Genomic DNA, 26,373 nt, shown 5'->3' with positions numbered 1-26,373 from the left:
GGTAATCCGTCTAGACTGGAACTCGACGACAACCTGACTCTAAACCCGGAACACCACAGATGCTCAACAAAGACAGACGCGCCGTCACCGCCGAGCACCACTTTACGCATCTTCCCATGTCAGGGGTGATCCGCCAACGCCTCAAGCGGTTGATGCTGATCCTGGTTGGTCTGGTCGCTTTCCACCTGGTCGCGATGATGGTGTTCGAGAAGCTGTCGTTCCTCGACGCCTTCTGGCTGACGTTCACCACCCTCGCCACCGTCGGCTACGGCGACCTGTCACCCACAACCGCCATGGGGCGACTGATTACGGTGGCGGTGATGTATATTCTCGCCATTACCGTACTCACCCTGATCGTCAGCGACTATATTGAATACCGGTTCTACCGGCGCGAGCGCATCATTACCGGCCGCTGGAGATACAACATGAAAAACCACATTGTCATTATCAACACGCCCATGCACGGCGGTAGCGCCTACTTCCTGCGCCTGTCGAGCCAGATTCGGGCCGTTCCGGGTTACGAGACCATCCCCATCCAGATCGTCACCCAGCACTATCCGGAGGGTTTGCCGACGGAGCTGCGCGACGCCGGACTGGTGCACTATCACGGCTCCGGCAACGACCCGCAGGCCCTGCGCGCCGTTAATGTGATCGACGCCCGCTACATCATCGTGCTGGCGCCGGATGAGGCGGATCCGGATTCCGACAGCGTAACGTTCAGTATCGCCTCCCGGCTGAGTGATTTGCAGCTGGGGCATCGGGTCACACTGGAATGTGTCAGGGACGAAGACCGGCCGCGCTATCGGGATCTGGGCATCCGCACGGTTATCCGGCCGGTCCGCACCTACCCGGAAATCATGGTGCGGGCGGTAATCTCACCTGGCTCGGAGAAAGTGCTGGAAGATCTGTTCAACTACCAGCAGGACCATCCGCACCGCTATGAGCTACCGCTGGATGATCTGAACTGGGCGGATATTGTGAGCGCCCTGATCCGACATGGCATCGGGACGGCTCTCGCCTACATCGACGAGAACGACGACGTGGTCTGCCACCCGGATCCCAACCAGGAAGTGGAAGGCAAAGCGCTCATTGTGCTGGTCAAATCCAGCGAGACGCCGCCGGTGGAAGAGCTGATTGATGCGCTGGATCGCTATCGCGCTTTCTTGGAACGCTGGCACAACCTGCACGCGGCCAGCGACGGCGATACCGCAAAATCGGAGTAGCGGCGACTCAGGCCTCTAGTGCACTAGCAACCCCAGCTGCAGGCGCAGCATCCGGTCATCGAACAGCCAGTCCACCGACGTGAAATCCTGACTTGAGGCCCAGTGCCATTCGTCCTCAAGACCGGCGTCGACGGCTCTGTCTTCGAGGGCCGCCAACGTCTCACGACAGGCCGTTTCCGCCGTACCCGTCAGCCAGTGAACCGAGATGGCGCGCAACCAGGCAGTCACTGGAGGATCCCCGGCTGCCCGGCTCTCCGGTCGGCCAAGCCCGGCCAGGTCGTAGCCCTGTTCCGCTTTGCTGACCAGGTTCAGGAAGGCCGGCACACGCCCCACCAATTGAGAAGCCAGCGATAAGAGGGCTGAACCCGGACCGGATTTCAGCTCCAGTTCCAGCTCCGCCAGCTCTCGCCGACGATCACCGGCCAGGACCGCCCCGTGGTCCAGCGCACACTCGATCATGGCGCCTTCGTGGCTCAGCAATCGGGCTTCCCGGTCGAAGTTGGTTTCGAAGATCACCGCCAGCTCGGCAAGATTGACGTTTTCGGCAATCGGCGTATCCGCCAACAGCCCCAGATTCAGATCCGCACCAGGCAGCGGCCACTCCCACTCCTGCCGCTTGTGAGCGCCATCCACAAACTCGCCCTGCGTCTTGAGCGTCTGTATGTAGTGGGTATCCGCCTGCCGCACCCGCAGGGCTGCCCGCTCGTGGTTGAGGGCCTGATCCGGTGTATCGAAATACCGATTGACCAGACGCTTCTGCGTTGTTTCCTCAGACGCCCTCTCATCCAGCCAGGCTCGTGCCGCGTCGGTGCCGCCTTTACCCAGCGTCAATTTGATTTCCAGTTCCTCAGCCATTTTCCACCCGGATTGTCTTCGAGAGGCTCAGGATAAGTTGCCAATCCTTCAGACACAAAAAAACCGGCCCTGAAAAGAGCCGGTTTATTAGGTTACTGCTTCGAGTCAGCTAAGCGCTGAATCAGAAGTAGTAGGTAGTACCGATGGCCAGATCAGTTTGCTGATCTTCGTCGGCGTAGGCGTAGTTGTCGTCACCCTGTCCCAGGTAACCTTCTACGTAGACGTACATGTGATCAGACAGGTTGTGCAGGGCCTGAACGGTGTATACGTCGATGTCGTCAGCACCGTCTGCATCCGGAGCAGTGCGCTCCCAGGACACGGCGAAGGTATTGGAACCCATGTTGTAGCCGGCGAATAGGCCGTATACGTCGCTAACATCCTTACGAGTCTGGAATTCACCGGTCAGACGCAGGTTGTCCATGCTGTAACTGGCACGAACACCATAGGTGTTTTCGTTGTTCACGTCGTTGTTGGCGGGATCTACAGCGTCGAAAGACTTAGAGTATTTGGTGGCACCGTCATTGGAATCCATGGCCACCGCCAGTTCCAGGCCGCCCATTTCGTACATGGCTGCCAGCTGATACGGGTAGCTGTTGGTGCCGTTGTACTGGTCGTCGCCGCTGCCGTTAATCTGAACAGCTGCGCCGAAGGTCAGGCCGCCGAAAGAAGGAGTGCGGTATTGGATCAGGTCGCCTTCGCCAGTGCTGTAAGAACCGCCCTGGCTTTGACCAGCATACTCGTAGTAGTTGGCGATTTCGTCGATCGCAGACTCGTAGGTGGAGTCGTCAGAACCAACCCATACCTGACCGAAGCTGTCGCCTTTAACACCAACGTAGGCTTCATCGAAAGAGTTCAGGCCACCATTGCTAGCTTTATTGTCAGCATCGAATTCAAGCTCAGCCTTGAAGAAGCCCTCAACGCCCGGCATCAGTTCGTGGCTGTGCTTTACGCCCAGAGTAGAACCGTTGTCTGCCAGCTGGTTGCTGTCACCGTCTGCATTGGAGTTCACGTATACCAGCTGAATGTTGCCGTAAACTTCCGGCAGGTTGGCTTCTTGCGCCAGCGCCGCGCCGGAAAAAGTAGCCGCCGCTACAGCTGATGCGATCAGAGTCTTTTTCATGTTGCGTCTTCCTTCTTGAGTTAACTCAGGTTTTAGCCGCGGGTTTTTACCCGTTTTTAGTGTTGGGCCTTTTGACGGGCCCATTATGTGAATCAAACATGTCATTATTGTTACGCCTCGTGGAAAATCCTGAGCGACAACAGGGACATGCGTGATACGTTTCCTTTCGGGCGGCCTGAATCGTCTCAGCTCCTGCCGGTCTCGACCCAGCTACACCTTCAAGGTCAGTCACTTACAGACGCTTCTTAAAGCGCTGCATGATGACATGGTTTTAATACAGACAATCTTATTTTGCAAATTTTTTTGGCGATTTTTTAAGCGTTTAGCTCCGCCGATTTCCGAATCCAACCAACAATTTTCAGGCCAACTCGAAAAAAATTAAACTTTTTATGCGGTTATGCTACTCAGTGCATTATCTTTCTGTTTCAGGTTGCGCCAAGATGAAGCAACCGTCGATTGACTGCACTGTAATCGAACCTGACACCGAAGCATCGGAAAGTAGCACAACTATTCACTCAATCAAGTGATACTTTCGGCCACCATCGGGCGGCATTGAATCATGGCCACCATGACGGTTTTGTGACAACTCTTCCCGCCCATTGCCTGGATCACCTTGGCCTCACGCCTCCAGCAGGAACGTAACGGGCCCGTCATTGACCAGCGACACCGCCATATCGGCGCCGAATGTTCCCGTTGCCAGCCGAGCCTCTCCAACAAGTTCCTTCGCACTTGAGACAAAAGCGCGAAACAGTGCATCGCCCTGCTCCGGTGGCGCCGCAGACGAAAAACTGGGGCGCTGGCCTTTACGGGTATCCGCGGCGAGGGTGAACTGGGGAACAACGAGAAGGCTGCCTCCGCGATCCTGGAGGCTGAGATTCATACGACCGGCGTCGTCGGAAAAGATACGATAGTTGAGGACACGCTGACAGAGAAGCCGGGCGGTTTCGTCAGTGTCTTCATGCTCAACACCGAGAAACAGGAGGATGCCGTCGTCGATGCGACCGACCGTCTGGCCGTCGACGTCCACGTTGGCGTGAGTCACCCGCTGGATGAGGGCTTTCAAATCAACTCCTTGTCCCTTTTCCGGTTCGAACTGCTGAGGCATGGCCATGGTTGAAATGTGACCAACACATGACAGTACTGCAACGAACTGATCGGGATTCTAATTATCCCCATTCAGCACGGCAAGCGGCGGTTACATAAATAGACAAATGCAGATGAGATCCAAACGGCTCAAGGCGCCTACAATGCGCTCCCTAAACCGGACGGTGATGTGAGTGCGCGTAGTGCTCGGCGATTTTCTCGCAGGCCCGTATCAGGGCGTCGACGATGGCCGGCTCTGACGCCGAGTGGCCCGCATCGCGGATGATCGAGAACTCCGCTTCAGGCCAAACCTCGCGCAGGGCGTGAGCGTTGTCGAGCGGACACACCATGTCGTATCGGCCGTGGACGATGTGGCCCGGAATGCCCTGCAGGCGACCGGCATCCCGAACGATCTGGTCCGGCTCCAGAAACGCATTGTTCATGAAATAATGGCACTCGATCCGGGCCAGGGCGATCGCCACGTGGGGGTGACCAAAATGCTCCACCACCCGGGGATTGGGGTGTAGCGTGGCACAACGCCCTTCCCAGACGGACCAGGCTTTCGCCGCCTGCATCTGCTCCAATTCGTTGGTGCTGGTCAGGCGCCGGTAATAGGCGCCAACCATGTCGCCACGCTCGTCTTTGGGCACTACCGCGAGATAGTCTTCCCAGTAATCCGGGAATATCCGTCCGGCGCCGTCCTGATAGAACCAGCGGATATCCTGCGGCCGACAGAGGAAGATGCCTCGCAATACCAGCCCGAGCACCTGATCCGGATGCGTCTCGGCATAGACCAGACTCAGGGTCGAGCCCCAGCTGCCACCAAACAGCACCCACTGCTTGATGCCAAGGAATTGGCGGATACGCTCCATATCCTCGACCAGGGCCTGGGTGTCGTTGCCGTTAAGCTCCGCCAGGGGCGTGGAGCGACCGGCGCCACGCTGATCGAACAGGATGATCCGGAACCGCTCGGCATCGAAAAAGCGCCGGTAATAGTCCTCACAACCACCACCCGGGCCGCCATGGACCACGACGACCGGAATGCCATCCGGGTTGCCGCTTTCTTCTATATAGAGTTCGTGAGGCGGGTCGACCTTGAGTCGATGCTCGGCGTAGGGCTTTATTTCGGGATAGAGCGTCAGCATGGTGACATCCGGAAGTCGGTGGATCGGGCAGACTTCTGAATGTAGGAGATTGGGCAGGGAATTACCACCCTCGCCGAATGGCCGGCGAGGGTGGTGCGTGCGGACTTACTTCTTGTGGGCCCGACGGCGCTCGTTTTCCTTGAGCAGCTTCTTGCGGATGCGGACCGATTCCGGCGTGACTTCCACCAGCTCATCGTCATCGATGAACTCCAGCGCCTGCTCCAGTGACATCCGGATCGGCGGGGTCAGCATCACGTTCTCGTCCGAGCCGGACGCCCGGATGTTGGTCAGCTGCTTCGCCTTGGTCGGGTTGACCACCAGGTCGTTGTCGCGGTTGTGGATACCGATGATCATGCCCTCGTAGACCTCAGTGCCCGGATCCACGAACAGGCGACCGCGCTCCTGCAGGGTCATCAGGGCGTAGCCCAGCACCTTGCCGTCGACCATCGACACCAGCACGCCGTTGTTGCGGTGCTCGATGTCGCCGCCTTTAACCGGTCCGTAGTGCTCGAAGACGTTGGTGATGATCCCGGTACCGGACGTCAACGTCAGGAACTGGTTGCGGAAACCGATCAGGCCACGTGCCGGCATGATGAATTCCAGGCGGGTACGGCCTCGACCGTCCGGCACCATATTCTTGAGTTCGGCACGACGCAGGCCCATGACTTCCATAATGGAGCCCTGGTGCTGGTCCTCGACGTCGATGACCACAAACTCGTACGGCTCCTGCAGCTCGCCGTCCACTTCGCGCTGAACGACTTCCGGACGGGACACGCCCAGCTCGTAGCCTTCGCGGCGCATGTTCTCGATCAGGACCGACAGGTGCAGTTCGCCCCGGCCGGAGACCTTGAACTTCTCAGCGGTTTCGCCCGGCTCAACGCGCAGTGCCACGTTGTGCAGCAGCTCTTTATCCAGACGCTCCTTGATGTTGCGGCTGGTGACGAACTTGCCTTCTTTACCGGCGAACGGGGAATCGTTGACCTGGAAGGTCATGCTCACGGTCGGTTCGTCGACCGTCAGCGCCGGCAGACGCTCCACATTCTGCGGATCGCACAGGGTATCGGAAATAAACAGCTCGCTGATGCCGCTGATACAGACGATGTCACCGGCACTCGCCTCTTCGACCGGCACCCGCTGCAGGCCGTGGAAGCCTTTGACCTCAAGCACCTTGGCGTTGCGCTTCTTGTCGTGACGATCAATGACGGTGACCTGCTGCCCGGGGCGCAGCTTGCCGCGGGTGATTCGACCGATCCCGATAACGCCGACATAACTGTCGTAGTCCAGCTGCGACACCTGCATCTGGAACGGGCTGCTGACATCGACATCCGGCGCCGGCACGTGCTCGGCGATCGCCTCGAACAGTGGGGTCATGTCGTCCGCCAGCTGATCCGCTTCCGGGCCGGCGATGCCGTTCAGTGCCGACGCGTAGACAATCGGGAAATCCAGTTGCTCATCGGTGGCACCGAGGCGATCGAACAGATCAAATACTTCGTTGATGACCCAATCCGGACGCGCACCCGGGCGGTCCACCTTGTTAACCACAACGATCGGTTTAAGGCCTTGATCGAAAGCTTTCTGGGTCACGAAACGGGTCTGGGGCATCGGCCCATCGACAGCGTCCACCAGCAGCAGCACGGAGTCCACCATCGACATGACGCGCTCGACCTCACCCCCGAAATCGGCGTGGCCCGGCGTATCGACGATGTTGATCTGGTACTCGTTCCAGCGGATCGCGGTGTTCTTGGCCAGAATCGTGATACCACGTTCACGCTCCTGGTCGTTGGAGTCCATGATGCGCTCGGCGCCGCTTTCTTTGCGGTCCAGGGTTCCGGACTGCTCGAGCAGCTTGTCAACCAGCGTGGTCTTACCATGGTCAACGTGGGCGATAATGGCGATATTTCGGCGTTTTTCGATCACAAGATAATCCTGAGGCATGCAACTGACCTGAGACGATTGAAGGGACAACGCAGTCCGGCATGCCATCTCAAATCTGAAAAATGTTAGTCGGGGGCCAGACCATGGTTTCCGGACACAGCAGGCTCACCCTGGGAAATGGAAGCCCGCGACGGATGACGACGGGCTTCGGGCGCGCGCAGTATATCGAAAACAGCAAGGCACAACTACGGTTAAAGAGTGAACAACCGTAGTTTTGCAAAAACACTCGAATGATAATGCGCACTGTTTTGGGTCATTTTTCGAAATAACGCACCTTAATAGAGCGCATCGTGCACCACACGTGTGACATTGCACACAAGCGCACCGTCCCTCCCGCCCCTTAAATGCCCACTCTGCACCACCATCGAACGATTCTCTGATCTTGGCAAGCGCTTTGCTTATCTGATTGCAGCCGAATTTGCAGGCACGCGCGCAGCTGTTTTGATAAGCTGCCATGCGCCTGTCGAATGAATCGGACGCTGGACGAATATCGTTCAGCCGAGCCGGCTCCATAAAAGACATAAACTGACGGAGTATGCGTAATGTCCAAGACGCTTGACCTGATCAAAGAGCACGAAGTCAAATGGATCGACCTGCGGTTTACCGACAGTCGCGGTAAAGAGCAGCACGTGACCCTGCCTTCTTCTGAAGTGGATGAAGATTTTTTCTCAGACGGCAAGATGTTTGATGGCTCTTCCATCGCCGGCTGGAAAGGCATCAACGAATCCGACATGATCCTTATGCCGGACGACGCGACGGGCGTGATCGACCCGTTCACCGAAGAAACCACGCTGAACATTACCTGCGACATCGTTGAACCGTCGACCATGCAGGGTTATGAGCGGGATCCGCGCTCCGTTGCCCGTCGTGCCGAGGAATACCTGAAGTCCACCGGCATCGCCGACGGTGCCCTGTTCGGCCCGGAACCGGAATTCTTCGTTTTCGATTCCGTGAAGTGGAACACCGACATGCAGGGTTCCATGTACGAAATCTACTCTGAAGAGGCCGCCTGGGTTTCCGGCGAGGATTTCGAGCGCAACAACATCGGTCACCGTCCGGGCGTGAAAGGCGGCTACTTCCCGGTTCCGCCGGTCGACAGCCTGCACGACCTGCGTGGCGCCATGTGTGCCGCCATGGAATCCATGGGCCTGGAAATCGAAGTTCACCACCACGAAGTGGGTACGGCCGGCCAGTGTGAAATCGGCGTTGGCGCCAACACCCTGACCCGCAAGGCGGACGAAGTCCAGATTCTGAAGTACTGCGTCCACAATGTGGCCCACGCTTACGGCAAGACCGCGACCTTCATGCCGAAGCCGGTGGTTGGCGATAACGGTTCTGGCATGCACGTTCACATGTCCCTGAACAAGGATGGCAAGAACGTCTTCGCGGGTGACGGCTATGCCGGTCTGAGCGAAACCGCCCTGTACTACATCGGCGGTATCATCAAGCACGCCAAGACCATCAACGCCTTCACCAACGCGTCCACCAACAGCTATAAGCGTCTGGTGCCGGGCTTCGAAGCACCGGTTATGCTGGCCTACTCCGCCCGTAACCGCTCCGCTTCCATCCGTATCCCGTACGTAAACAGCCCGAAAGCGCGTCGTATCGAAGTGCGCTTCCCGGATCCGTCTGCCAACCCGTACCTGGCCTTCGCCGCCATGCTGATGGCCGGCCTTGACGGCATCCAGAACAAGATCCACCCGGGCGATGCCATGGACAAGGATCTGTACGATCTGCCGAAGGAAGAAGCACTGAACATCCCGACCGTGTGCGAAACCTTCCAGGAAGCGCTGGACGTTCTCGAGAACGACCACGAGTTCCTGACTCGCGGCGGCGTCTTCACTGAAGACATGATCGCCGGCTACATCGATCTGAAGCGTGCCGAAGTCGAGCGTCTGAACATGACGACTCACCCGGTCGAGTTCGATCTGTACTACTCTGTCTAAGAGCCACCGCTCTGACAGCAAAGCCCCGCTCCGGCGGGGCTTTTTTCGTTTCAGGAAGACACAAAATTCGGCTTAACAGCCGTGCCGCCGACCGCTACATTAGAATCCCGCAAGGAACACCGTGAGGCGGTTGCATTGCAGCGCCCCACCTGCCAATAATCGGGAATAAAAGAGAAAACAGGGAGCCCCCGTGAAGAAACTTGTGGTTGTATTTGGCCTCCTGGCCCTGGCGGCAACCGGCGCCCAGGCCCAGGTCTATAAAAGCGTGGATGAGCACGGCAACGTGACCTACACCGACGAGGCCTCATCAGGCGGTGAGCCCGTGGACGTCAAGCCGGTGACCACGGTGACCCTGCCCAAGGCCGAACAGGTCAAGGCGTTTGAAGAACGCCAGAAAAAGGAAGAAGGCAGCAAGCAGAAGGCCTCGGCCCGCTACAGCCGCGTTGCGTTTAATTCCCCGGAAAACGACAGCGCTTTCCACAGCGGCAGTGGCGACATGACGTTTGCCGTCTCCAGCCAACCAGCCCTGCGCCCCGGCGATCTGTTTGAAGTGTCACTCGATGGCCAGCCGATTGGACAGAACGCCTCAGGCCAGTTCCCCATCAGCAACGTGTTTCGCGGAACTCACAATGCGTCGGTCCGGATCGTCGACAAGGACGGCAGCATCGTCCAGGAAGGCCAGACCATTACGTTCACCATCCACCGGCCCTCGGTCCAGAATTAACCCCTCCCGAACAACCTCCGAGCCATGAGGCTCGGAGCGCCGCACCAAAACAGTGCGAAAGCACCAAAAAGCACCTAACCTTCGTTCAAAAGCAGGGCGATACGCTGACAGCATCCAGGCCAACCGGCCAACGGCCTCACGGCTACCGTCACGGTGGATATCGTCCGCCGCTTCTGCGTCGTCACAGGAATTGCCCGGCATAACAAGCGCCTGAAGCCCCTGTTGCCGGCGTTTTCAGCGCCGGGACCCGGCCTGGGTGCGAGGCCGTGTCGATCAAACACCACCGGTGGGGCACCGAAATACGGCACCGAATCTATCTTCAATGGCGACGGGCTAACCAAAAAGGCGCAGCTCGCTGTCCGCACGTTCGCATCTGGTTCGCTTTTTGCAAACAAGGTATCGGAACAAGAGGGACATCATGTCTAGAGATATCGTCTACCGGCAGATCCTGGATCATCTGACCACCGCCACACTGGTGCTGGATATGGATCTGACCATTCTGTACATCAATGCCGCTGCGGAGTACCTGCTGGAAGCCAGCGGCTCGCGCATTGTCGGCACGCGCCTGGGCGACTTGTTTATCGGCTCCGCCGAGGCCTTCGAGACGCTGAATGATGCATCTCGAACCGGGCAGCCCTTCACCAAGCGGGAAGCCGAATTCACCCTGATGTCCGGCTCCCGGTTTACGGTGGACTATTCCGTGTCCCAAATTGGTGCCGATACGGAAACGCTCTTGCTGGAGCTGCAGCCGCGCGACCGCTTGCTGCGTATCACGCGCGAAGAGGACATGCTCTCCCAGCAGGAAACCACCCGAATCCTGGTGCGCGGCATGGCCCACGAGATCAAGAACCCATTGGGCGGTATCCGTGGCGCGGCGCAATTGCTCGACCGGGAACTGGCCGACGAGAGTCAGAAGGAATACACCCGGGTCATCATCGACGAGGCGGATCGTCTGCGTGGGCTTGTCGACCGCATGCTCGGTCCCAACAAGGCGCCCCAGTTCAGCTCAACCAACATCCATGAAGTGCTGGAACGGGTGAGAACGCTGCTGGAAGCCGAAAGTAAGGGCCGCGTCAAACTGGAACGCGACTACGACCCCAGCCTGCCCGAGTTCCCCGGCGACAAGGAACAGCTGATCCAGGCCTTCCTCAACGTGGCACGTAACGCCATGGAAGCGGCAGCCGACCACACCAATGACGAAACGCCCTGCATCACATTCCGCACCCGGGCGCTGCGCCAGTTCACCATCGGCCATCGCCGTTACCGGCTGGTGTGCCGCGTCGACATCATTGATAACGGGCCCGGCATTCCACAGGACCTGTTGCAGAACGTTTTCTATCCCATGATCAGCGGCCGGGCCAACGGAACAGGCCTGGGTCTTTCGATTACGCAAAGCATCATCGGTCAACATCAGGGCCTCGTGGAATGCGAGAGTTCGCCCGGCTGGACCGATTTCATCATTTTCCTGCCTCTGGAGCTGAAAGCATGAGCCAATCGGCCAACGTCTGGATAATTGACGATGATCGGAGTATTCGCTGGGTCCTGGAACGGGCCCTGACGCAGGCCAACATGCAACCACGCGTGTTCGAGAGCGGCGAAGGCATTATGATGCGACTCGACCGGGAGCAGCCCGATGCCATCATCAGCGACATCCGCATGCCGGGTATCGATGGCATCGCACTGCTTTCGCAGATCGTTCAGGATCACCCGGACATTCCCGTCATCATCATGACGGCCCACTCCGACCTGGAAAGCGCCGTCGCCAGTTACCAGACGGGGGCATTCGAATACCTGCCCAAGCCCTTCGACGTCGACGACGCGGTGGAACTGGTCAAGCGAGCGGTCGATCACAGCCGTGAACGCCGCGCCAGCACCGAACCCCAGGCCGACGCCGGCACCCGGCATACCGAAATCATCGGTGAAGCGCCGGCCATGCAGGAAGTGTTTCGCGCCATTGGCCGCCTTTCCCACTCCAACATCACCGTTTTGATCAACGGGGAAAGCGGCACGGGGAAAGAGCTGGTCGCTCAGGCACTGCACAACCACAGCCCGCGGGCCAACCACCCGTTCATCGCCCTGAACATGGCGGCCATCCCCAAGGACCTGATCGAATCAGAACTGTTCGGCCACGAGAAAGGGGCCTTCACCGGTGCCGGGGCGGCACGCCAGGGGCGCTTCGAGCAGTCCAACGGCGGCACCCTGTTCCTGGACGAGATCGGTGATATGCCGGCCGATACCCAGACCCGCCTGTTGCGCGTCCTCGCCGACGGCGAGTTCTATCGGGTCGGCGGCACCACCCCCATCAAGGTGGACGTTCGCATCATCGCGGCGACGCACCAGAATCTGGAAAAGCTGGTCCAGGCCGGCACCTTCCGGGAAGATCTGTTCCACCGCCTGAACGTGATTCGGGTGCACCTGCCCAAACTGGCGGAACGGCGTGAAGACATCCCGCGCCTGATGCGCCACTTCCTGAAGCGGGCGGCCCAGGAGCTGTCCGTCGAGCCCAAGTTGCTGCGCCCGGAAGCCGAGGAATACCTGACCACCCTGCCCTGGCCTGGCAACGTCCGCCAGCTGGAAAACACCTGTCGCTGGCTGACCGTGATGGCCAGCGGCCGGGAAATCCACGTCAGCGACCTGCCGCCGGAATTGCTGGATCAGGCCGATACGCCGCCGACCGGCCAGACCTGGCAGGAAGGCCTCCGCGCCTGGGCCGAACAGGAGCTCAAACGGGGCAAACAGGGCATCCTGGATGTGGCCGTGCCGGAGTTCGAACAGGTGATGATCGAAACCGCACTCAAACACACCGGCGGGCGCCGCCGGGATGCCGCGATCCTGCTGGGCTGGGGCCGGAATACCCTGACCCGCAAGATCAAGGAACTGGGCATGGCAGATTCGCCGGTAGATGACGACGAGGACTAACCCGTCCCGAAACGCAAGAAGGCCCGCCAATGGCGGGCCTTCTCAATTCTGGCGGGACGTCCCCTAGAACGGGATATCGTCGTCGAAGTCATCCACTGGTTCCGGCATGCTACTACCGCCCTGATTCTGCGGCGGCTGGCTGTATCCACCGGACGCCTGGCCGCCCTGATTGCCATAGTTCTGCTGCGGCTGTTGTTGCGGTTGCTGCTGCGGCCGAGACGGCGCCCCCATGCCCTGGTTATCACCGCCACCGCGGCTGTCCAGCATCTGCATCTGGCCGTTGATGTCCACCACGACTTCCGTGGTGTAGCGGTCCTGGCCATCCTGCCCCTGCCACTTGCGGGTCTGCAGCTTGCCTTCGATATAGACCTTGGACCCTTTGCGCAGGTACTGACCGGCCACTTCAGCGATCTTGCCGAACATGACCACACGGTGCCATTCCGTCTTGGGCACCATCTGCCCACTCTGGCGGTCCTTGTAGCTCTCGTCGGTCGCCAGGTTCAGGTTGGTCACCGCGTTACCGTTGGGGGTGTAACGGGTTTCCGGATCGTTACCCAGATTACCGATCAGGATGACCTTGTTTACGCCTCTTGCCATGCTCGACTCCCAATAATCTCTGTCGTGGCCAGCCCTCCATGGCTGGCCGTCTGAATTCAGTGTTTGCGTCAGGGCCTGACGAAGGTGAACTGCCCCAGATCGGCGGCATCGAACTGCTCTTTATCCACCTTGAGATAGGCCGCGCCGGCATCGGCCAGGATCACCACATCCTCAACGCCGGCAATGCCTCTCAGCGCATGGTCCACCGCAGAAACGCCACGCCCGTCAATGTCGACCAACTGTACCACGAAACTGGAGGTATGGCTCGGCCTCTTCATGGTGATGGCCAGCCCCAGCCAGATCACCAGGACCGACACCATCAGACCGAACACACCGTTCACGCCGAAGTGCTGCAACAGCGTGCCGCCCAGCGCCCCACCGACAAAGGCGCCCAGGAATTGGGAGGTGGAATACGCCCCCATGGCTGTGCCCTTGGCCGCTGCCGGCGATTCCTTGCTGATCAGCGATGGCAGGCTCGCCTCCAGCAGGTTGAACGCCATGAAGAAGAAGAACAGGCAGATCCACATGACCGACAGCGTGTGCGGCAATTCAGCCAGTGCCATGCACGAGACGGTCAGCGTGGCCACAGCGCCACAGAGCACTTGCTTCATCATGCGTTTCTTCTCGCCGATGATGATAAACGGCACCATCGCAAAGAACGCCACCGCCATAACGGACAAGTAGACCCACCAGTGATGGGTCGGCGCCAGCCCGACCTGGTCCCGCAGCAGGACGGGAATCACGAGAAACGCGGACGTTAGCACCAGGTGCAGCGCCGCAATACCAAAATCAAGCCGCAGCAGACGACCGTCCGTCAGGACCTGCTTGAGCTTTTCGCGGGCCGGCTGCGTGTCCAGGTGCTGGGACTGGGATGCCGGTGACGGCACGACCCAATACACCAGACCGATACCCACCAGCGCCAGTACGCCAGTGACGTAGAATATTCCCGACAGGCCGGCCACCGAGCCCAGCAGCGGCCCAATAAACAGGGACGCAGAAAAGGCAATGCCGATGGACATGCCCACCAGGGCCATCGCTTTGGTGCGGTTCTCTTCACGGGTCAGGTCGCTGAGCAGCGCCATCAGGACACTGGCAATCGCCCCGCCGCCCTGCAACGCTCGCCCGGCAATCACGCCGTAGACACTTTCGGAAGAGCCGGCGATGAAACTGCCGGCCGCAAACAGGAGCAGGCCGAAAAAGATCAGCCGCTTGCGCCCCAGGCGATCAGACAGCATCCCGAAGGGAATCTGCAGCAGAGCCTGGCTCAGGCCATAGGCGCCGATGGCCAGGCCCAGTAATGCCGGCGTGGCGCCGTCGAGCTTTTCACCCAACAGCATGAATACCGGCAAGACCATGAACAACCCCAGCATCCGCATCGCATACACGGAAGCCAGGGCGGCAATGGATCGTTTCTCAAGTGAATTCATGGAACAACGGTCACTCTGAACGGTAAAAATGGAAATTGATGCATAATTGTACCAAACGCCCTTCCCGTGAAGGAGGCAACAGGCCACACAGATCAATTACTAGTGTCCCGTCTGGTGAATTCGCTGATCTACTGAGCGCCTGAATGCTTTGAGGCTTTGAGAGCAAGGCGCGGTAGCGAAGGTTTGGCGGCCGGCGCTCCGGTGGTTCCAAATCGAGCTGCCGCAACACCGCTATCAAAGCGTTCAGGCGCTCCCGAAGGGCGCACCGCTGACGCCTCTGGACCTGCGTTGCTAACCGTGGATGTGGAACCACCACACCGGCGGGCTGGCGCCTTGGCCAAAGACGTCAGCGGTACGCAGTAGATCAGCGAATTCACCAGACGGGACACAAGATTGGCGCTGGCCACAACAGTCGATTACGTTAGATGACGGTTTCTGACAAAATTCCCCGACATTTGCACGCGGGAAACGTTCAGTCCGCCGGCAACTCCGCGTAATATAGCCAGCAATCGAGGCTCGTCGCCGCAGTCATGACGGGCTCACCGGCGACATCGCTCGCGCAGTACAATAAAGGGCTGCGCCGGATCGTTACTCGACACTCAACTTCATAGGGACATCTGTGGATTTCGCGACCCTCTTTGGCCTCGTCGGCGCCATGCTCGTTATTGGCTCTGCCATCGTCCTCGGCGCGTCGAGCGAAGTGTTTCTCAACATGCCGTCGGTGCTGATCGTGATCGTCGGCAGTCTGTGCGTCGTTCTGGCCAAATTCAGCTTCGGGCAGTTTCTGGGGGCCTTCAAGGCGGCCAGCCGCGCCTTCTCCTTCAAATTGCCGGACACCGAAGACCTGATCAACGAAATCGTCGATATCGCCAATGTCGCCCGCAAGCAGGGCGTGCTCGCACTTGAGGAGAAAGAGGTCAGTTCCACGTTTCTTCGCCAGGGCATCCAGTATTTGCTGGAGAGCCAGCCGGCCGAAACCATCGAGAAACTGATGCAGAAAGAACGCCTGCTGACTCTCGACCGCAACCGGATGGGCGCCAAAGTGTTCCGGGCCATGGCCGACGTCGGCCCGGCCATGGGCATGATCGGTACCATTGTGGGCCTGGTGCAAATGCTTTCCAATATGGAGGATCCGAAATCCATCGGCCCCGCCATGGCCGTCGCCCTGCTGACCACGCTCTATGGCGCCGTTCTGGCCACCATGGTGGCCAGTCCGATCGCGGACAAGCTCGAGCTTCGCATGACCGAAGAGGCCCGCATGCAAGCGCTGATCACCGACGCCGTGATTGCTATTCAGGAGGGTCGCAATCCGCGGGTCATCGAACAGATGCTGTCCAGCTACCTGCCGCCGGCCAAGCGCGAGCAAAGCGGCGAAGCGGAAACCGCGTCCTAGGAGTTGACGAGCGATGGACGAGTTGCCCGAAGAGGAACAGCCTGGCGTACCGGCTTGGGTCGTGACGTTTGCCGACCTGATGTCGCTGCTCATGTGTTTCTTTGTGCTGTTGCTGTCGTTCTCTGAAATCGACGCCAACAAGTTCAAGCAGATCGCCGATGAGCTTTCCAAGGCGTTTGGCGTTCAGCGCGAGGTGCCTGCCATGGAAATCCCCAAGGGCACTACACCGGTCTTCGATCACTTTTCGGCGGGTAAACCCGAGCCCACCGTCCTCAACGAAGTTCGCCAGGAAACCACAACGGACCAACCCGAGCTGGAAACCAACACCACCCAGTCGGAGGTCGAGGCAAAAATCGCCGAAGCCCGCGACCAGGCCGTGGACAAACAGTTCCAGCAACTTGAAAACGTCCTGCGCGACGAGCTGCAGGAAGGCCGCCTGGATCTGAAAAAGGAAAATGAGCGCATCGTCATCCGGATTGAGGAAAAGGGCTCATTCCCTTCCGGGTCAGCCCAGCTCACCTACTCCTTTGAAGACATGTTGTATCGCATGGCCGACGTTCTGAAAGGCACGCCGGGCGAACTGACGATCGAAGGTCATACCGACGATGTGCCGATCCACAGCACGCGCTACGACTCCAACTGGAACCTCTCGGCCGATCGCGCCGCGGCCGTGGCCAACGTGCTGATCAAAGGCGGCGGTATCGAGGCCAACCGGGTCACGGTCCAGGGCTTTGCAGACACCCGCCCCCGGGTCCCCAACTCCAGCCCGATGAACCGCGCCCTCAACCGGCGCGTAGAGATTATCATCGACCTGTCGGAATCCCACGCCGAAACGCAGGTGCGCCTTCAGGATCTGGCCGAGCCTTCGCAAGACCGGAGAACCCCGGCAGAGACGACACCGGAAGACAACCTGAACTGGTAGATCCGCCATCCTCAGGCCCCCACCGACACGTCGCATTCAAACACGTCGTCGCACCCGGTTTGACGCGGTATACTGGTGAATTTCCGGGCGACAAGCCGTACCCATTTCCTGTCCGAGGAGTGTCATGGATTCCATCCAGATCAGAGGCGCACGCACCCACAACCTGAAAAATTTCGATCTCGATATCCCCCGGGACAAGCTGATCGTGATCACCGGGCTGTCGGGCTCCGGCAAATCTTCACTGGCGTTCGATACGCTCTATGCCGAAGGCCAGCGTCGTTATGTGGAGTCCCTGTCGACCTACGCCCGTCAATTTCTGTCGATGATGGAAAAGCCGGACGTCGACCATATCGAAGGGCTGTCACCGGCCATTTCAATCGAACAGAAGTCGACCTCCCACAACCCGCGCTCCACCGTCGGCACCATCACCGAGATCTACGACTACCTGCGTCTGCTGTTCGCGCGGGCCGGCGAGCCTCGCTGCCCCGATCACGGCCAACCGCTGGAAGCGCAAACCGTCAGCCAGATGGTGGACCAGGTCCTCGCTATGGAGGAAGGCAGCCGACTGATGATCCTGGCGCCGGTGATCCGGGACCGCAAAGGCGAGCACCTGCAGGTGTTCGACAACGTCCGCGCCCAGGGCTTTATCCGCGCCCGGGTGGACGGGCGCGTCTACGACATTGACGACCTTCCCGATCTCGACAAAAAGCGCAAGCACACCATCGAAGTCGTGGTGGACCGCTTCAAGGTGAAGCCCGGTCTGGAGCAACGCCTGGCAGAAAGCTTTGAAACGGCCCTGGAGCTGGCCAGTGGCATCGCCCTGGTTGCGCCCATGGACAGCGAGGGTGAGGATCAAACGTTTTCTGCCCTCTATGCCTGCACCCAGTGCGGCTACTCTCTCAGCGAGCTGGAGCCGCGACTGTTCTCCTTCAACAATCCAGCCGGCGCCTGCCCAACCTGCGATGGCCTGGGCGTCAAACAGTTTTTCGATCCGGACAAGATCGTCCAGCACCCGGAGGCCACCCTCGCCGAAGGCGCCATCCGCGGCTGGGACCGCCGGGCCGTCTACTACTTCCAGCTGTTGAACAGCGTGGCCGAACACTACGGCGTGGATATGGACACGGCGTTCGTCGACCTGCCGGAGGACTTCCGCAATGTCGTGCTGCACGGCTCCGGAAAGGAAGAGATCACCTTCAAGTACGTCAACTCCCGGGGCCACATCATGGAGAAGGCCCACCCGTTCGAAGGGGTGTTGCCCAACCTGGAGCGCCGATACCGGGAGACGGAATCGCAGAGCATGCGCGAAGAGCTGGCCAAACACCTGAGCCAGCAACCGTGCAAGGACTGTGGCGGATCACGCCTGCGGCGCAGTGCCCGTCATGTGTTCATCGATGAGCACAACCTGCCGGACATTACCTATCTGCCGGTGGGTCAGGCGTACAACTATTTCGAAAACCTGGCGCTGCCGGGTCGCCGCGGCGAGATTGCCGAAAAGATCATGAAAGAGATTCGCCAGCGACTGCAGTTCCTGGTGAATGTCGGCCTGGAATACCTCACCCTGGAACGCAGCGCCGACACCCTGTCCGGCGGGGAGGCCCAACGGATCCGACTGGCCAGTCAGATCGGTGCCGGCCTGGTGGGTGTCATGTACATTCTCGATGAGCCCTCGATTGGCCTGCATCAGCGCGACAACGACCGTCTGCTGGCCACCCTGACCCACCTGCGGGATCTCGGTAATACGGTTATCGTGGTCGAACATGACGAAGACGCCATCCGGGCCGCCGATCACGTGATCGATATCGGCCCCGGTGCCGGAGTGCATGGTGGCGAGATCATCGCCGAAGGCACGCCGGACGACATTATCGCGAGCCAGGCGTCCCTGACGGGGCAGTACCTTAGCGGAACGCGTGAGATTGCCGTGCCGCAAACCCGGGAAAAGGGATCCGGCCAGTCGTTGCGCCTGCTTGGCGCCACCGGCAATAATCTGAAGTCCGCCAACCTGACTCTCCCGTTGGGTGTAATGACCTGCATTACCGGGGTATCGGGCTCGGGCAAGTCGACCCTCATCAACGGCACGCTCTACCCGGTCGCAGCCAGCCGGCTCAACAAGGCCACCACGCTGTCCCACGGACCGTATGAGAAGCTGGAAGGCCTCGACCAGTTGGACAAGGTTATCGACATCGATCAGAGTCCGATTGGTCGTACGCCCAGATCCAACCCGGCCACGTACACCGGCCTGTTTACGCCCATCCGGGAACTCTTCGCCGGCACCCAGGAAGCCCGCTCCCGGGGTTACAAACCGGGCCGCTTCTCCTTCAACGTAAAAGGAGGGCGCTGCGAGGCCTGCCAGGGCGATGGGGTGATCAAGGTGGAGATGCACTTCCTGCCGGACATCTACGTGCCCTGCGATATCTGTAAGGGTAAGCGTTACAACCGGGAGACACTGGAGGTCCAGTACAAGGGCAAGAACATTCACGAAGTCCTGGAGATGACCGTCGAGGAAGCACGGGAATTTTTCGATGCGGTCCCGTTCCTGGCGCGCAAGCTGCAAACCCTGATCGACGTAGGTCTCGCCTACGTTCGCCTGGGCCAGTCTGCCGTCACGCTGTCCGGTGGTGAAGCCCAGCGGGTCAAGCTCGCGCGAGAACTGTCCAAGCGCGATACCGGCAAGACCCTGTATATCCTGGACGAGCCTACTACCGGCCTCCACTTCTATGACATCCAGCAGCTGCTGAACGTCCTGCAGCGCCTGCGGGGCCACGGCAACACCATCGTGGTCATCGAGCACAACCTGGATGTCATCAAGACTGCGGACTGGATCGTCGATCTGGGTCCCGAAGGCGGCATTGGGGGTGGTGAGATCATTGCCGAAGGCACGCCGGAGGAGGTCGCAGACAATCCGCGCTCTCACACCGGCCGCTACCTCAAACCCATGCTGAAGAAGCCAAGCCGCCAGGGAACGACCAAACGCGAACCGGCTGAAACCGACTGAGGAAATCCAACCGGAGTGGAGCCTCTACAGAGGCTTTTCTCCGGGCATAAAAAAACCGGAGCCTTGGCTCCGGTTTTTTTGGGCAAAACAATCGACCTTAGTCGTCGTCGCCCATCTCTTCTGCTTCGACGTCCAGCGGACGACCAACCAGCTCAACGAAAGCCATAGGCGCGTTATCGCCGGCACGGAAACCGCACTTCAGAATGCGCAGGTATCCACCCGGGCGCTCGCTGTAACGCGGACCCAGTTCATTGAACAGTTTGGCAACAGCTGCATCGTCACGCAGGCGTGAGAACGCCAGACGACGGTTTGCAACTGAATCGTTTTTTGACAGTGTGATCAACGGCTCTGCCACACGGCGAAGTTCTTTCGCCTTGGGCAGAGTGGTTTTGATCAACTCATGCTCAACCAGCGACGCGGTCATGTTACGGAACATGGCCTTGCGATGCGCGCTGGTCCTGCTGAACTTACGACCACTCTTACGATGACGCATTGCTCTGATTCCTTACCTTAAACTACCAATACGGCGATCAACCGCCCAGGACCCGGTCATCGCCACGAAGGCTAGCCGGCGGCCAGTTGTCCAGTCGCATACCCAGGGACAGGCCACGAGAGGCCAGTACGTCCTTGATTTCGGTGAGCGACTTTTTACCCAGGTTAGGCGTCTTCAGCAGCTCCACTTCGGTGCGCTGAATAAGATCGCCGATGTAGTAAATGTTTTCAGCTTTCAGGCAGTTCGCTGAACGCACAGTCAACTCCAGATCATCGACCGGACGCAGGAGGATCGGATCAACTTCTTCCTCTTCCTCAACACGCTCAGGCTCTTTCTCATGATCGAAGTCGACGAAGACAGCCAGCTGCTGCTGGAGAATGGTCGCGGCACGACGGATCGCCTCTTCAGGGTCGATCGTACCGTTGGTCTCCAGATCAATAACCAGCTTGTCCAGGTCAGTGCGCTGCTCGACACGCGCGTTCTCTACGGCGTAGGAAACGCGACGCACGGGGCTGTAAGTAGCGTCCAGCTGAAGGCGCCCGATCGCACGGGTCTCGTCATCTTCAAGACCGCGCTGATCAGCGGCTTCATAACCACGACCACGTGCCACTTTCAGGCGCATGTTCAGTTCACCCTTTTCACTCAGGTGACAGATCACGTGCTCCGGGTTGGCAATCTCGATATCGTGATCCAGCTGAATATCAGCTGCGGTTACAACACCAGGGCCCTTCTTGCTGACTGACAGCTCAGCTTCGTCGCGGCTACCCATCTTGACGGCAACGCCTTTGAGATTCAGCAGAATCTCGATAACGTCTTCCTGGACACCCTCAATTGCGCTGTACTCATGCAGCACACCGTCGATCTGCGCCTCAGTGATGGCGCAGCCCGGCATGGACGACAAGAGGATGCGGCGCAGTGCACTGCCCAGGGTATGGCCGAAACCGCGTTCAAGCGGCTCCAGCGTGACCTTGGCGTGCGTCTTGCCCAATTCTTTTACGTCGATGGTACGAGGTGTCAATAACTCATGTACTGAACGCTGCATAGACGCCCCTATCTGCTCTCGTTGCTAACTCAGGCCTTACTTGGAGTAAAGCTCGACGATGAGGTTCTCGTTGATGTCGGCCGGCAGTTCAGTCCGCTCAGGCACTGAACTGTAAACGCCTGACATCTTGTTGGCGTCGACCTCTACCCAGCTCACAGGGGCGCGATTGCCCGCGAGATCCAGAGCGCCTTTAACACGCAGCTGGTTTTTAGCTTTCTCGCGAACGCTGACCACGTCACCCGGCTTGACCTGATAGGACGGAATGTTCACGACGCTATCATTCACCAGAATGGCCTTGTGCGACACAAGCTGACGGGCTTCAGCACGGGTCGAACCAAAACCCATGCGGTATACGACATTGTCCAGACGACCTTCCAGAAGCTGAAGCAGGTTCTCACCTGTTGCACCCTTGATGCGGGCGGCTTCCTTGTAGTAGTTCCGGAACTGTTTTTCCAGGACGCCGTAGATACGACGAACCTTTTGCTTTTCGCGGAGCTGCACGCCGTACTCGGACAGACGACCGCGGCGCGCACCGTGCATACCCGGAGGCGTTTCGATGTTGCACTTGGAATCCAGTGCGCGGACGCCGCTCTTCAGGAAAAGATCTGTCCCTTCACGACGAGACAGCTTACATTTTGGACCTATGTAACGTGCCATACTTCACTGTCTCCTGTCTTACACGCGGCGCTTTTTGGGCGGACGGCAGCCGTTATGCGGAATCGGCGTGACATCAGTGATGTTGGTAATCTTGTACCCGCAAGCATTCAGCGCGCGTACAGCGGATTCACGTCCGGGCCCAGGACCCTTAACCTCTACATCCAGGTTTTTAAGGCCGTATTCAGCAGCCGCATTACCGGCTCTTTCAGCTGCTACCTGCGCAGCAAAAGGTGTGCTCTTGCGTGAGCCACGGAAACCAGAACCACCGGAGGTGGCCCAGGACAAGACATTGCCCTGACGGTCAGAGATGGTCACGATCGTGTTGTTGAAGGACGCGTGGATGTGCGCGACGCCATCAACAACCGTCTTTTTCACCTTTTTACGGGTACGTGTACCTGGCTTTGCCATGTTTGCCTACCTATTACTTACGAATCGGTTTGCGAGGACCTTTGCGGGTGCGAGCGTTGGTCTTCGTGCGCTGGCCACGGACCGGAAGGCCGTGACGATGACGCAGACCACGGAAGCAGCCCAGATCCTTCAAACGCTTGATGTTCATCTGAACTTCACGACGCAGATCACCTTCGACGCTCAGTTTGCCCACTTCGGTACGAAGTGATTCAACTTCATCGTCGCTCAGGTCTTTGACCTTGGCGTCCGGCTTGACGCCGGCTGCATCGCAAAGCTTCTGAGCTGTTGTCTTACCGACTCCAAAGATGTAAGTCAGTGAGATAACAGCATGTTTGTTGTCGGGTATATTGACACCGGCTATACGTGCCATCCAAATTACTCCGCGTTCAAAGCTTTGCTGTGTGAATTTTCCGCCACAAAAAGGGCGCGAAATGATAGCGCTTGATCAGAGAAAGATCAAGCACCACCATTTCGCCCCCTCGCGATTCAGATTGATATCGGGTTCGATATCAGCCTTGACGCTGCTTGTGACGAGGCTCCGTGCAAATGACTCGGACTGAGCCATTGCGACGAATGACTTTGCAGTTACGGCAAATTTTCTTTACCGAAGCGCGTACTTTCATTGTCGACTCCAGTGTTACCGGGGGGACTGACCGAAATCAGCCCCGACCATAGCCCTTGAGATTGGACTTTTTCATCAGCGACTCATACTGATGGGACATCAGATGAGACTGAACCTGTGCCATGAAATCCATCACGACCACAACCACGATCAGCAGCGACGTCCCCCCCAGGTAGAACGGAACGTTACCGGCCACCATCAGGAACTGCGGGAACAGAGAGACTGCCGTAATGTACAGCGCACCGAACAGGGTCAACCGGGTCAGAACACCATCGATGTACTTCGCCGTCTGCTCACCCGGACGAATACCCGGGATGAACGCGCCGGAACGCTTCAGGTTGTCCGCCACTTCACGCGGGTTATACATCAACGCCGTGTAGAAGAAGCAGAAGAACATGACCGCTGCCGCGAACAGGATGATATAGAGCGGCTGACTCGGCGCCAGGGCCTGAGAAATGCTGCTCAACCATTCCATGCCTTCGCCCTGGCCGAACCACTGCCCCAAAGATGCCGGGAACAGCAGAATGGAGGACGCGAAGATCGGTGGAATGACACCCGCCATATTGACCTTCAGCGGCAGATGGCTGGACTGCTGGGCAAATACCCGGCGTCCCTGTTGGCGCTTGGCATAGTTGATCGTCAACCGGCGCTGGCCGCGCTCCATGAACACCACGAAGCCAATGACCGCAACCGCGAGGATCGCAATACCCAGAACCACCAGCAGACTCATTTCACCACTGCGCGCCTGCTCCAGAGTCTGGCCGATCGCCCCGGGAAGACCCGCGACGATACCGGAGAAGATCAGCAGGGAAATACCGTTGCCGATACCCCGCTCTGTGATCTGCTCGCCCAGCCACATCATGAAGACGGCACCACACACAAACGACACAACTGCCACAAAGTGGAAGCTGAAACTGTCATTGAACGTGACTCCCTGAGAAGCCAGCCCGACAGAAATACCAAGGCCCTGAACCAGGGCCAGAAGTACCGTACCGTAACGCGTGTACTGACTGATCTTGCGGCGTCCGGCTTCACCCTCCTTCTTCAACTGCTCAAGTTGAGGGCTCACAGCCGTCATCAGCTGCATGATGATCGAGGCCGAGATGTAAGGCATGATGCCCAGCGCGAAGATACTCATTCGCTCGAGGGCACCGCCGGAGAACATGTTGAACAGACCCAGGATCGTGCCCTGGTTCTGTTCGAACAGTGCTGCCAAGCGATCAGGATTAATACCCGGTACCGGAATGTGGGCACCGATGCGGTACACCAGTAGCGCCAGGAATACGAACCAGAGCCGCGAACGCAGCTCCGCCAGTCCCTTCCCGGCTCCCGCCGGCATTGATGCTGTCTTGGCCATTATGTCCCCGACTCGCCTTATTCTTCGATTTTACCGCCTGCAGCCGTGATGGCTTCACGCGCGCCTTTGGTGACCTTGAGACCCTTGACGGTGACCGGACGGGTCAGCTCGCCAGACAGGATCACCTTCGCTGCACGGATTTCCTCACGGATAATGTCCGCCTTTTTCAGCGCATCCAGGTCTGCAACATCGCCTTCAACCTTGGCCAGTTCGTTCAGACGGATCTCCGCCTCATAACGCTGCTGACGGGAGGTGAAACCGAACTTCGGCAGACGACGGGCCAACGGCTGCTGACCGCCCTCGAAACCGGGTGCTACGCTGCCGCCGGAGCGGGACTTCAGACCCTTGTGACCGCGGCCACCGGTCTTGCCGAGGCCACTACCGATACCGCGACCGACACGCTTGCCGTCCGGGCGAGAACCGGCTTCAGGACTAAGCTCGTTCAAACGCATCTTAGTTCTCCTCAACCCGTACCAGGTAATTAATACGGTTCACCATGCCACGCGTGGACGCTGTGTCCTCAACCTCGACAGTGTGACCGATCTTACGCAGACCCAGGCCCTTGACGCACTCTTTGTGCTTGGGCTGACAGCCGATCGGGCTGCGGGTCAGAGTGACTTTCATTGTCTTGTTCGCCATGACTTCAACCCAGAATATCTTCCACGGTCTTGCCGCGCTTGGCTGCAACGTCTTCAGGCGACTTCATGGCCTGGAGACCCTTGATAGTGGAACGGACTACGTTGACCGGATTGGTCGAGCCGTAACACTTGGACAGGACGTTCTGAACACCTGCCACTTCCAGTACCGCACGCATCGCACCACCGGCGATGATACCGGTACCTTCTGAAGCCGGCTGCATGTACACCTTGGAACCACCGTGGGCCGCTTGGACCGGGTACTGCAGGGTGTTGCCCTTCAGCGGTACATCAACCATGTTCTTACGTGCTGCTTCCATAGCTTTCTGGATAGCGACCGGCACTTCACGCGCCTTGCCACGACCGAAGCCAACACGACCTTTACCATCACCTACCACAGTCAGCGCAGTGAAGGCGAAAATACGACCACCCTTCACGACTTTCGCGACGCGGTTGACCTGAACCAGCTTTTCCTGGAGCTCAGGCGCTTTCTGTTCGTTCACGCTCATCTTCTCCACCTCTTAGAATTGCAGGCCAGCTTCACGTGCCGCATCGGCCAAAGCCTGGATGCGACCATGATAGCGATAGCCGGAACGGTCGAATGCAACCTGCTCAATACCGGCTGCCTTGGCACGCTCTGCAATGAGCTTGCCGACTTGCTTGGCAGCGTCTACGTTGCCGGTCGCACCCTGGCGCAATTCCTTGTCCAGTGTGGAGGCAGATGCCAGAACCTTACTACCATCAGCAGTCGTGACCTGGGCATACATGTGCCGCGGCGTACGATGTACGCAGAGACGGTTGGCGCCCAGTTCACGGATCTTCATACGCACTTTACGTGCGCGACGCAATCTTTCGTTATTCGCGCTCATAGTCCCGCC

At 58.8% G+C, this 26,373-nt stretch carries 26 protein-coding genes; 8 read left to right on the top strand and 18 right to left on the bottom strand.

Annotated elements, in window-relative coordinates:
- Positions 1-59: 59 nt before the first annotated feature.
- Positions 60-1,223: a potassium channel family protein gene (locus tag J3364_RS15530; protein ID WP_349559184.1), complete on the top strand. Its 1,164-nt coding sequence runs from the start codon at positions 60-62 to the stop codon at positions 1,221-1,223.
- A 15-nt stretch (positions 1,224-1,238) separates the two neighbouring features.
- Here the strand turns inward: J3364_RS15530 and J3364_RS15525 are convergent, their stop codons facing one another.
- The 5 genes from J3364_RS15525 to typA form a co-directional block, all read right to left on the bottom strand.
- Positions 1,239-2,078, bottom strand: a complete 840-nt coding sequence (locus tag J3364_RS15525; RefSeq protein WP_349559183.1) for a CYTH domain-containing protein — start codon at positions 2,076-2,078, stop codon at positions 1,239-1,241.
- A gap of 121 nt (positions 2,079-2,199) precedes the next feature.
- A complete protein-coding gene (locus J3364_RS15520) occupies positions 2,200-3,198 on the bottom strand; it encodes a porin (protein WP_349559182.1) in 999 nt (332 codons plus the stop codon).
- 619 nt (positions 3,199-3,817) lie between these two features.
- Positions 3,818-4,261 (bottom strand): D-aminoacyl-tRNA deacylase, encoded by a 444-nt coding sequence (dtd, locus tag J3364_RS15515; RefSeq protein ID WP_349559181.1) that lies wholly within the window; start codon positions 4,259-4,261, stop codon positions 3,818-3,820.
- A 193-nt stretch (positions 4,262-4,454) separates the two neighbouring features.
- A complete protein-coding gene (gene pip / locus J3364_RS15510) occupies positions 4,455-5,426 on the bottom strand; it encodes a prolyl aminopeptidase (protein ID WP_349559180.1) in 972 nt (323 codons plus the stop codon).
- A 105-nt stretch (positions 5,427-5,531) separates the two neighbouring features.
- Positions 5,532-7,343 carry a translational GTPase TypA gene (gene typA, locus J3364_RS15505; RefSeq protein ID WP_123634225.1) on the bottom strand — a complete coding sequence of 604 codons (1,812 nt, stop codon included), beginning with the start codon at positions 7,341-7,343 and terminating at the stop codon, positions 5,532-5,534.
- 560 nt (positions 7,344-7,903) lie between these two features.
- Here typA and glnA point away from each other — a divergent pair.
- From glnA to glnG, 4 genes are all read left to right on the top strand, one after another.
- Positions 7,904-9,307, top strand: coding sequence for a glutamate--ammonia ligase (gene glnA, locus J3364_RS15500; protein WP_203143814.1), 1,404 nt, complete (start codon positions 7,904-7,906; stop codon positions 9,305-9,307).
- A gap of 190 nt (positions 9,308-9,497) precedes the next feature.
- Complete coding sequence (locus tag J3364_RS15495) at positions 9,498-10,031, top strand: DUF4124 domain-containing protein (protein ID WP_203143812.1); 534 nt, start codon at positions 9,498-9,500, stop codon at positions 10,029-10,031.
- Positions 10,032-10,449: 418 nt separating this feature from the next.
- Positions 10,450-11,520, top strand: coding sequence for a nitrogen regulation protein NR(II) (gene glnL / locus J3364_RS15490; protein ID WP_349559179.1), 1,071 nt, complete (start codon positions 10,450-10,452; stop codon positions 11,518-11,520).
- The gene (gene glnG, locus J3364_RS15485; RefSeq protein WP_349559178.1) at positions 11,517-12,950 is read left to right on the top strand and encodes a nitrogen regulation protein NR(I); all 1,434 of its coding nucleotides are present in this window, start codon (positions 11,517-11,519) and stop codon (positions 12,948-12,950) included. The genes glnL and glnG overlap by 4 nt, the downstream gene beginning before the upstream one ends.
- Before the next feature lie 63 nt (positions 12,951-13,013).
- On the opposite strand, the gene ssb is transcribed toward glnG, so the two are convergent.
- Together ssb and J3364_RS15475 are read right to left on the bottom strand one after the other, a co-directional pair.
- Positions 13,014-13,547, bottom strand: a complete 534-nt coding sequence (ssb, locus tag J3364_RS15480) for a single-stranded DNA-binding protein (protein ID WP_349559177.1) — start codon at positions 13,545-13,547, stop codon at positions 13,014-13,016.
- A gap of 68 nt (positions 13,548-13,615) precedes the next feature.
- Complete coding sequence (locus J3364_RS15475) at positions 13,616-15,061, bottom strand: MFS transporter (RefSeq protein ID WP_349559254.1); 1,446 nt, start codon at positions 15,059-15,061, stop codon at positions 13,616-13,618.
- A gap of 532 nt (positions 15,062-15,593) precedes the next feature.
- On the opposite strand from J3364_RS15475, the gene pomA reads away from it, so the two are divergent.
- From pomA to uvrA, 3 genes are all read left to right on the top strand, one after another.
- Positions 15,594-16,367 (top strand): flagellar motor protein PomA, encoded by a 774-nt coding sequence (gene pomA / locus J3364_RS15470; RefSeq protein ID WP_349559176.1) that lies wholly within the window; start codon positions 15,594-15,596, stop codon positions 16,365-16,367.
- Between the two features lie 13 nt (positions 16,368-16,380).
- On the top strand, positions 16,381-17,289 hold the full coding sequence (locus tag J3364_RS15465) for a flagellar motor protein MotB (RefSeq protein ID WP_349559175.1): 909 nt from the start codon (positions 16,381-16,383) through the stop codon (positions 17,287-17,289).
- A 124-nt stretch (positions 17,290-17,413) separates the two neighbouring features.
- Positions 17,414-20,281, top strand: coding sequence for an excinuclease ABC subunit UvrA (gene uvrA / locus J3364_RS15460; protein ID WP_349559174.1), 2,868 nt, complete (start codon positions 17,414-17,416; stop codon positions 20,279-20,281).
- Positions 20,282-20,378: 97 nt separating this feature from the next.
- Here the strand turns inward: uvrA and rplQ are convergent, their stop codons facing one another.
- The 11 genes from rplQ to rplR all read right to left on the bottom strand — a co-directional run bounded on the left by rplQ (position 20,379) and on the right by rplR (position 26,364).
- Positions 20,379-20,774 (bottom strand): 50S ribosomal protein L17, encoded by a 396-nt coding sequence (gene rplQ / locus J3364_RS15455; protein WP_123634120.1) that lies wholly within the window; start codon positions 20,772-20,774, stop codon positions 20,379-20,381.
- 37 nt (positions 20,775-20,811) lie between these two features.
- The gene (locus J3364_RS15450) at positions 20,812-21,816 is read right to left on the bottom strand and encodes a DNA-directed RNA polymerase subunit alpha (protein WP_203143804.1); all 1,005 of its coding nucleotides are present in this window, start codon (positions 21,814-21,816) and stop codon (positions 20,812-20,814) included.
- 36 nt (positions 21,817-21,852) lie between these two features.
- The gene (gene rpsD, locus J3364_RS15445) at positions 21,853-22,473 is read right to left on the bottom strand and encodes a 30S ribosomal protein S4 (RefSeq protein WP_123634118.1); all 621 of its coding nucleotides are present in this window, start codon (positions 22,471-22,473) and stop codon (positions 21,853-21,855) included.
- A gap of 18 nt (positions 22,474-22,491) precedes the next feature.
- The gene (gene rpsK / locus J3364_RS15440; protein ID WP_007153992.1) at positions 22,492-22,881 is read right to left on the bottom strand and encodes a 30S ribosomal protein S11; all 390 of its coding nucleotides are present in this window, start codon (positions 22,879-22,881) and stop codon (positions 22,492-22,494) included.
- 13 nt (positions 22,882-22,894) lie between these two features.
- Positions 22,895-23,251 (bottom strand): 30S ribosomal protein S13, encoded by a 357-nt coding sequence (gene rpsM / locus J3364_RS15435; protein ID WP_123634117.1) that lies wholly within the window; start codon positions 23,249-23,251, stop codon positions 22,895-22,897.
- 139 nt (positions 23,252-23,390) lie between these two features.
- Positions 23,391-23,504 (bottom strand): 50S ribosomal protein L36, encoded by a 114-nt coding sequence (gene rpmJ, locus J3364_RS15430; RefSeq protein WP_004580765.1) that lies wholly within the window; start codon positions 23,502-23,504, stop codon positions 23,391-23,393.
- Positions 23,505-23,540: 36 nt separating this feature from the next.
- The gene (gene secY, locus J3364_RS15425; RefSeq protein ID WP_123634116.1) at positions 23,541-24,860 is read right to left on the bottom strand and encodes a preprotein translocase subunit SecY; all 1,320 of its coding nucleotides are present in this window, start codon (positions 24,858-24,860) and stop codon (positions 23,541-23,543) included.
- A gap of 17 nt (positions 24,861-24,877) precedes the next feature.
- Positions 24,878-25,312 carry a 50S ribosomal protein L15 gene (rplO, locus tag J3364_RS15420; RefSeq protein WP_349559173.1) on the bottom strand — a complete coding sequence of 145 codons (435 nt, stop codon included), beginning with the start codon at positions 25,310-25,312 and terminating at the stop codon, positions 24,878-24,880.
- Position 25,313: 1 nt separating this feature from the next.
- Positions 25,314-25,499, bottom strand: coding sequence for a 50S ribosomal protein L30 (rpmD, locus tag J3364_RS15415; protein ID WP_123634114.1), 186 nt, complete (start codon positions 25,497-25,499; stop codon positions 25,314-25,316).
- A 4-nt stretch (positions 25,500-25,503) separates the two neighbouring features.
- Positions 25,504-26,004 (bottom strand): 30S ribosomal protein S5, encoded by a 501-nt coding sequence (rpsE, locus tag J3364_RS15410; protein ID WP_123634113.1) that lies wholly within the window; start codon positions 26,002-26,004, stop codon positions 25,504-25,506.
- Between the two features lie 12 nt (positions 26,005-26,016).
- Positions 26,017-26,364, bottom strand: coding sequence for a 50S ribosomal protein L18 (rplR, locus tag J3364_RS15405; protein ID WP_123634112.1), 348 nt, complete (start codon positions 26,362-26,364; stop codon positions 26,017-26,019).
- Positions 26,365-26,373: the final 9 nt, after the last annotated feature.

The organism is Marinobacter sp. NFXS9, assembly GCF_040148665.1.
Lineage (GTDB): Bacteria > Pseudomonadota > Gammaproteobacteria > Pseudomonadales > Oleiphilaceae > Marinobacter_A > Marinobacter_A mangrovi.
The sequence above is the reverse complement of the archived record's forward strand: the minus strand, read 5'-3'. Positions and strand labels throughout refer to the sequence as shown.

Bases quoted from the DNA above. Each gene is read 5' to 3' on its own strand.
- glnG (WP_349559178.1), top strand. From the start codon at position 11,517: ATGAGCCAATCGGCCAACGTCTGGATAATTGACGATGATCGGAGTATT.
- glnA (WP_203143814.1), top strand. From the start codon at position 7,904: ATGTCCAAGACGCTTGACCTGATCAAAGAGCACGAAGTCAAATGGATC.
- rpmD (WP_123634114.1), bottom strand. From the start codon at position 25,499: ATGGCGAACAAGACAATGAAAGTCACTCTGACCCGCAGCCCGATCGGC.
- glnL (WP_349559179.1), top strand. From the start codon at position 10,450: ATGTCTAGAGATATCGTCTACCGGCAGATCCTGGATCATCTGACCACC.
- J3364_RS15530 (WP_349559184.1), top strand. From the start codon at position 60: ATGCTCAACAAAGACAGACGCGCCGTCACCGCCGAGCACCACTTTACG.
- rpsE (WP_123634113.1), bottom strand. From the start codon at position 26,004: ATGAGCGTGAACGAACAGAAAGCGCCTGAGCTCCAGGAAAAGCTGGTT.
- rplQ (WP_123634120.1), bottom strand. From the start codon at position 20,774: ATGCGTCATCGTAAGAGTGGTCGTAAGTTCAGCAGGACCAGCGCGCAT.
- pip (WP_349559180.1), bottom strand. From the start codon at position 5,426: ATGCTGACGCTCTATCCCGAAATAAAGCCCTACGCCGAGCATCGACTC.
- J3364_RS15520 (WP_349559182.1), bottom strand. From the start codon at position 3,198: ATGAAAAAGACTCTGATCGCATCAGCTGTAGCGGCGGCTACTTTTTCC.
- rplO (WP_349559173.1), bottom strand. From the start codon at position 25,312: ATGCGTTTGAACGAGCTTAGTCCTGAAGCCGGTTCTCGCCCGGACGGC.
- rpsD (WP_123634118.1), bottom strand. From the start codon at position 22,473: ATGGCACGTTACATAGGTCCAAAATGTAAGCTGTCTCGTCGTGAAGGG.
- ssb (WP_349559177.1), bottom strand. From the start codon at position 13,547: ATGGCAAGAGGCGTAAACAAGGTCATCCTGATCGGTAATCTGGGTAAC.
- rpmJ (WP_004580765.1), bottom strand. From the start codon at position 23,504: ATGAAAGTACGCGCTTCGGTAAAGAAAATTTGCCGTAACTGCAAAGTC.
- secY (WP_123634116.1), bottom strand. From the start codon at position 24,860: ATGGCCAAGACAGCATCAATGCCGGCGGGAGCCGGGAAGGGACTGGCG.
- rplR (WP_123634112.1), bottom strand. From the start codon at position 26,364: ATGAGCGCGAATAACGAAAGATTGCGTCGCGCACGTAAAGTGCGTATG.
- J3364_RS15525 (WP_349559183.1), bottom strand. From the start codon at position 2,078: ATGGCTGAGGAACTGGAAATCAAATTGACGCTGGGTAAAGGCGGCACC.
- rpsM (WP_123634117.1), bottom strand. From the start codon at position 23,251: ATGGCACGTATAGCCGGTGTCAATATACCCGACAACAAACATGCTGTT.
- J3364_RS15450 (WP_203143804.1), bottom strand. From the start codon at position 21,816: ATGCAGCGTTCAGTACATGAGTTATTGACACCTCGTACCATCGACGTA.
- J3364_RS15465 (WP_349559175.1), top strand. From the start codon at position 16,381: ATGGACGAGTTGCCCGAAGAGGAACAGCCTGGCGTACCGGCTTGGGTC.
- uvrA (WP_349559174.1), top strand. From the start codon at position 17,414: ATGGATTCCATCCAGATCAGAGGCGCACGCACCCACAACCTGAAAAAT.
- rpsK (WP_007153992.1), bottom strand. From the start codon at position 22,881: ATGGCAAAGCCAGGTACACGTACCCGTAAAAAGGTGAAAAAGACGGTT.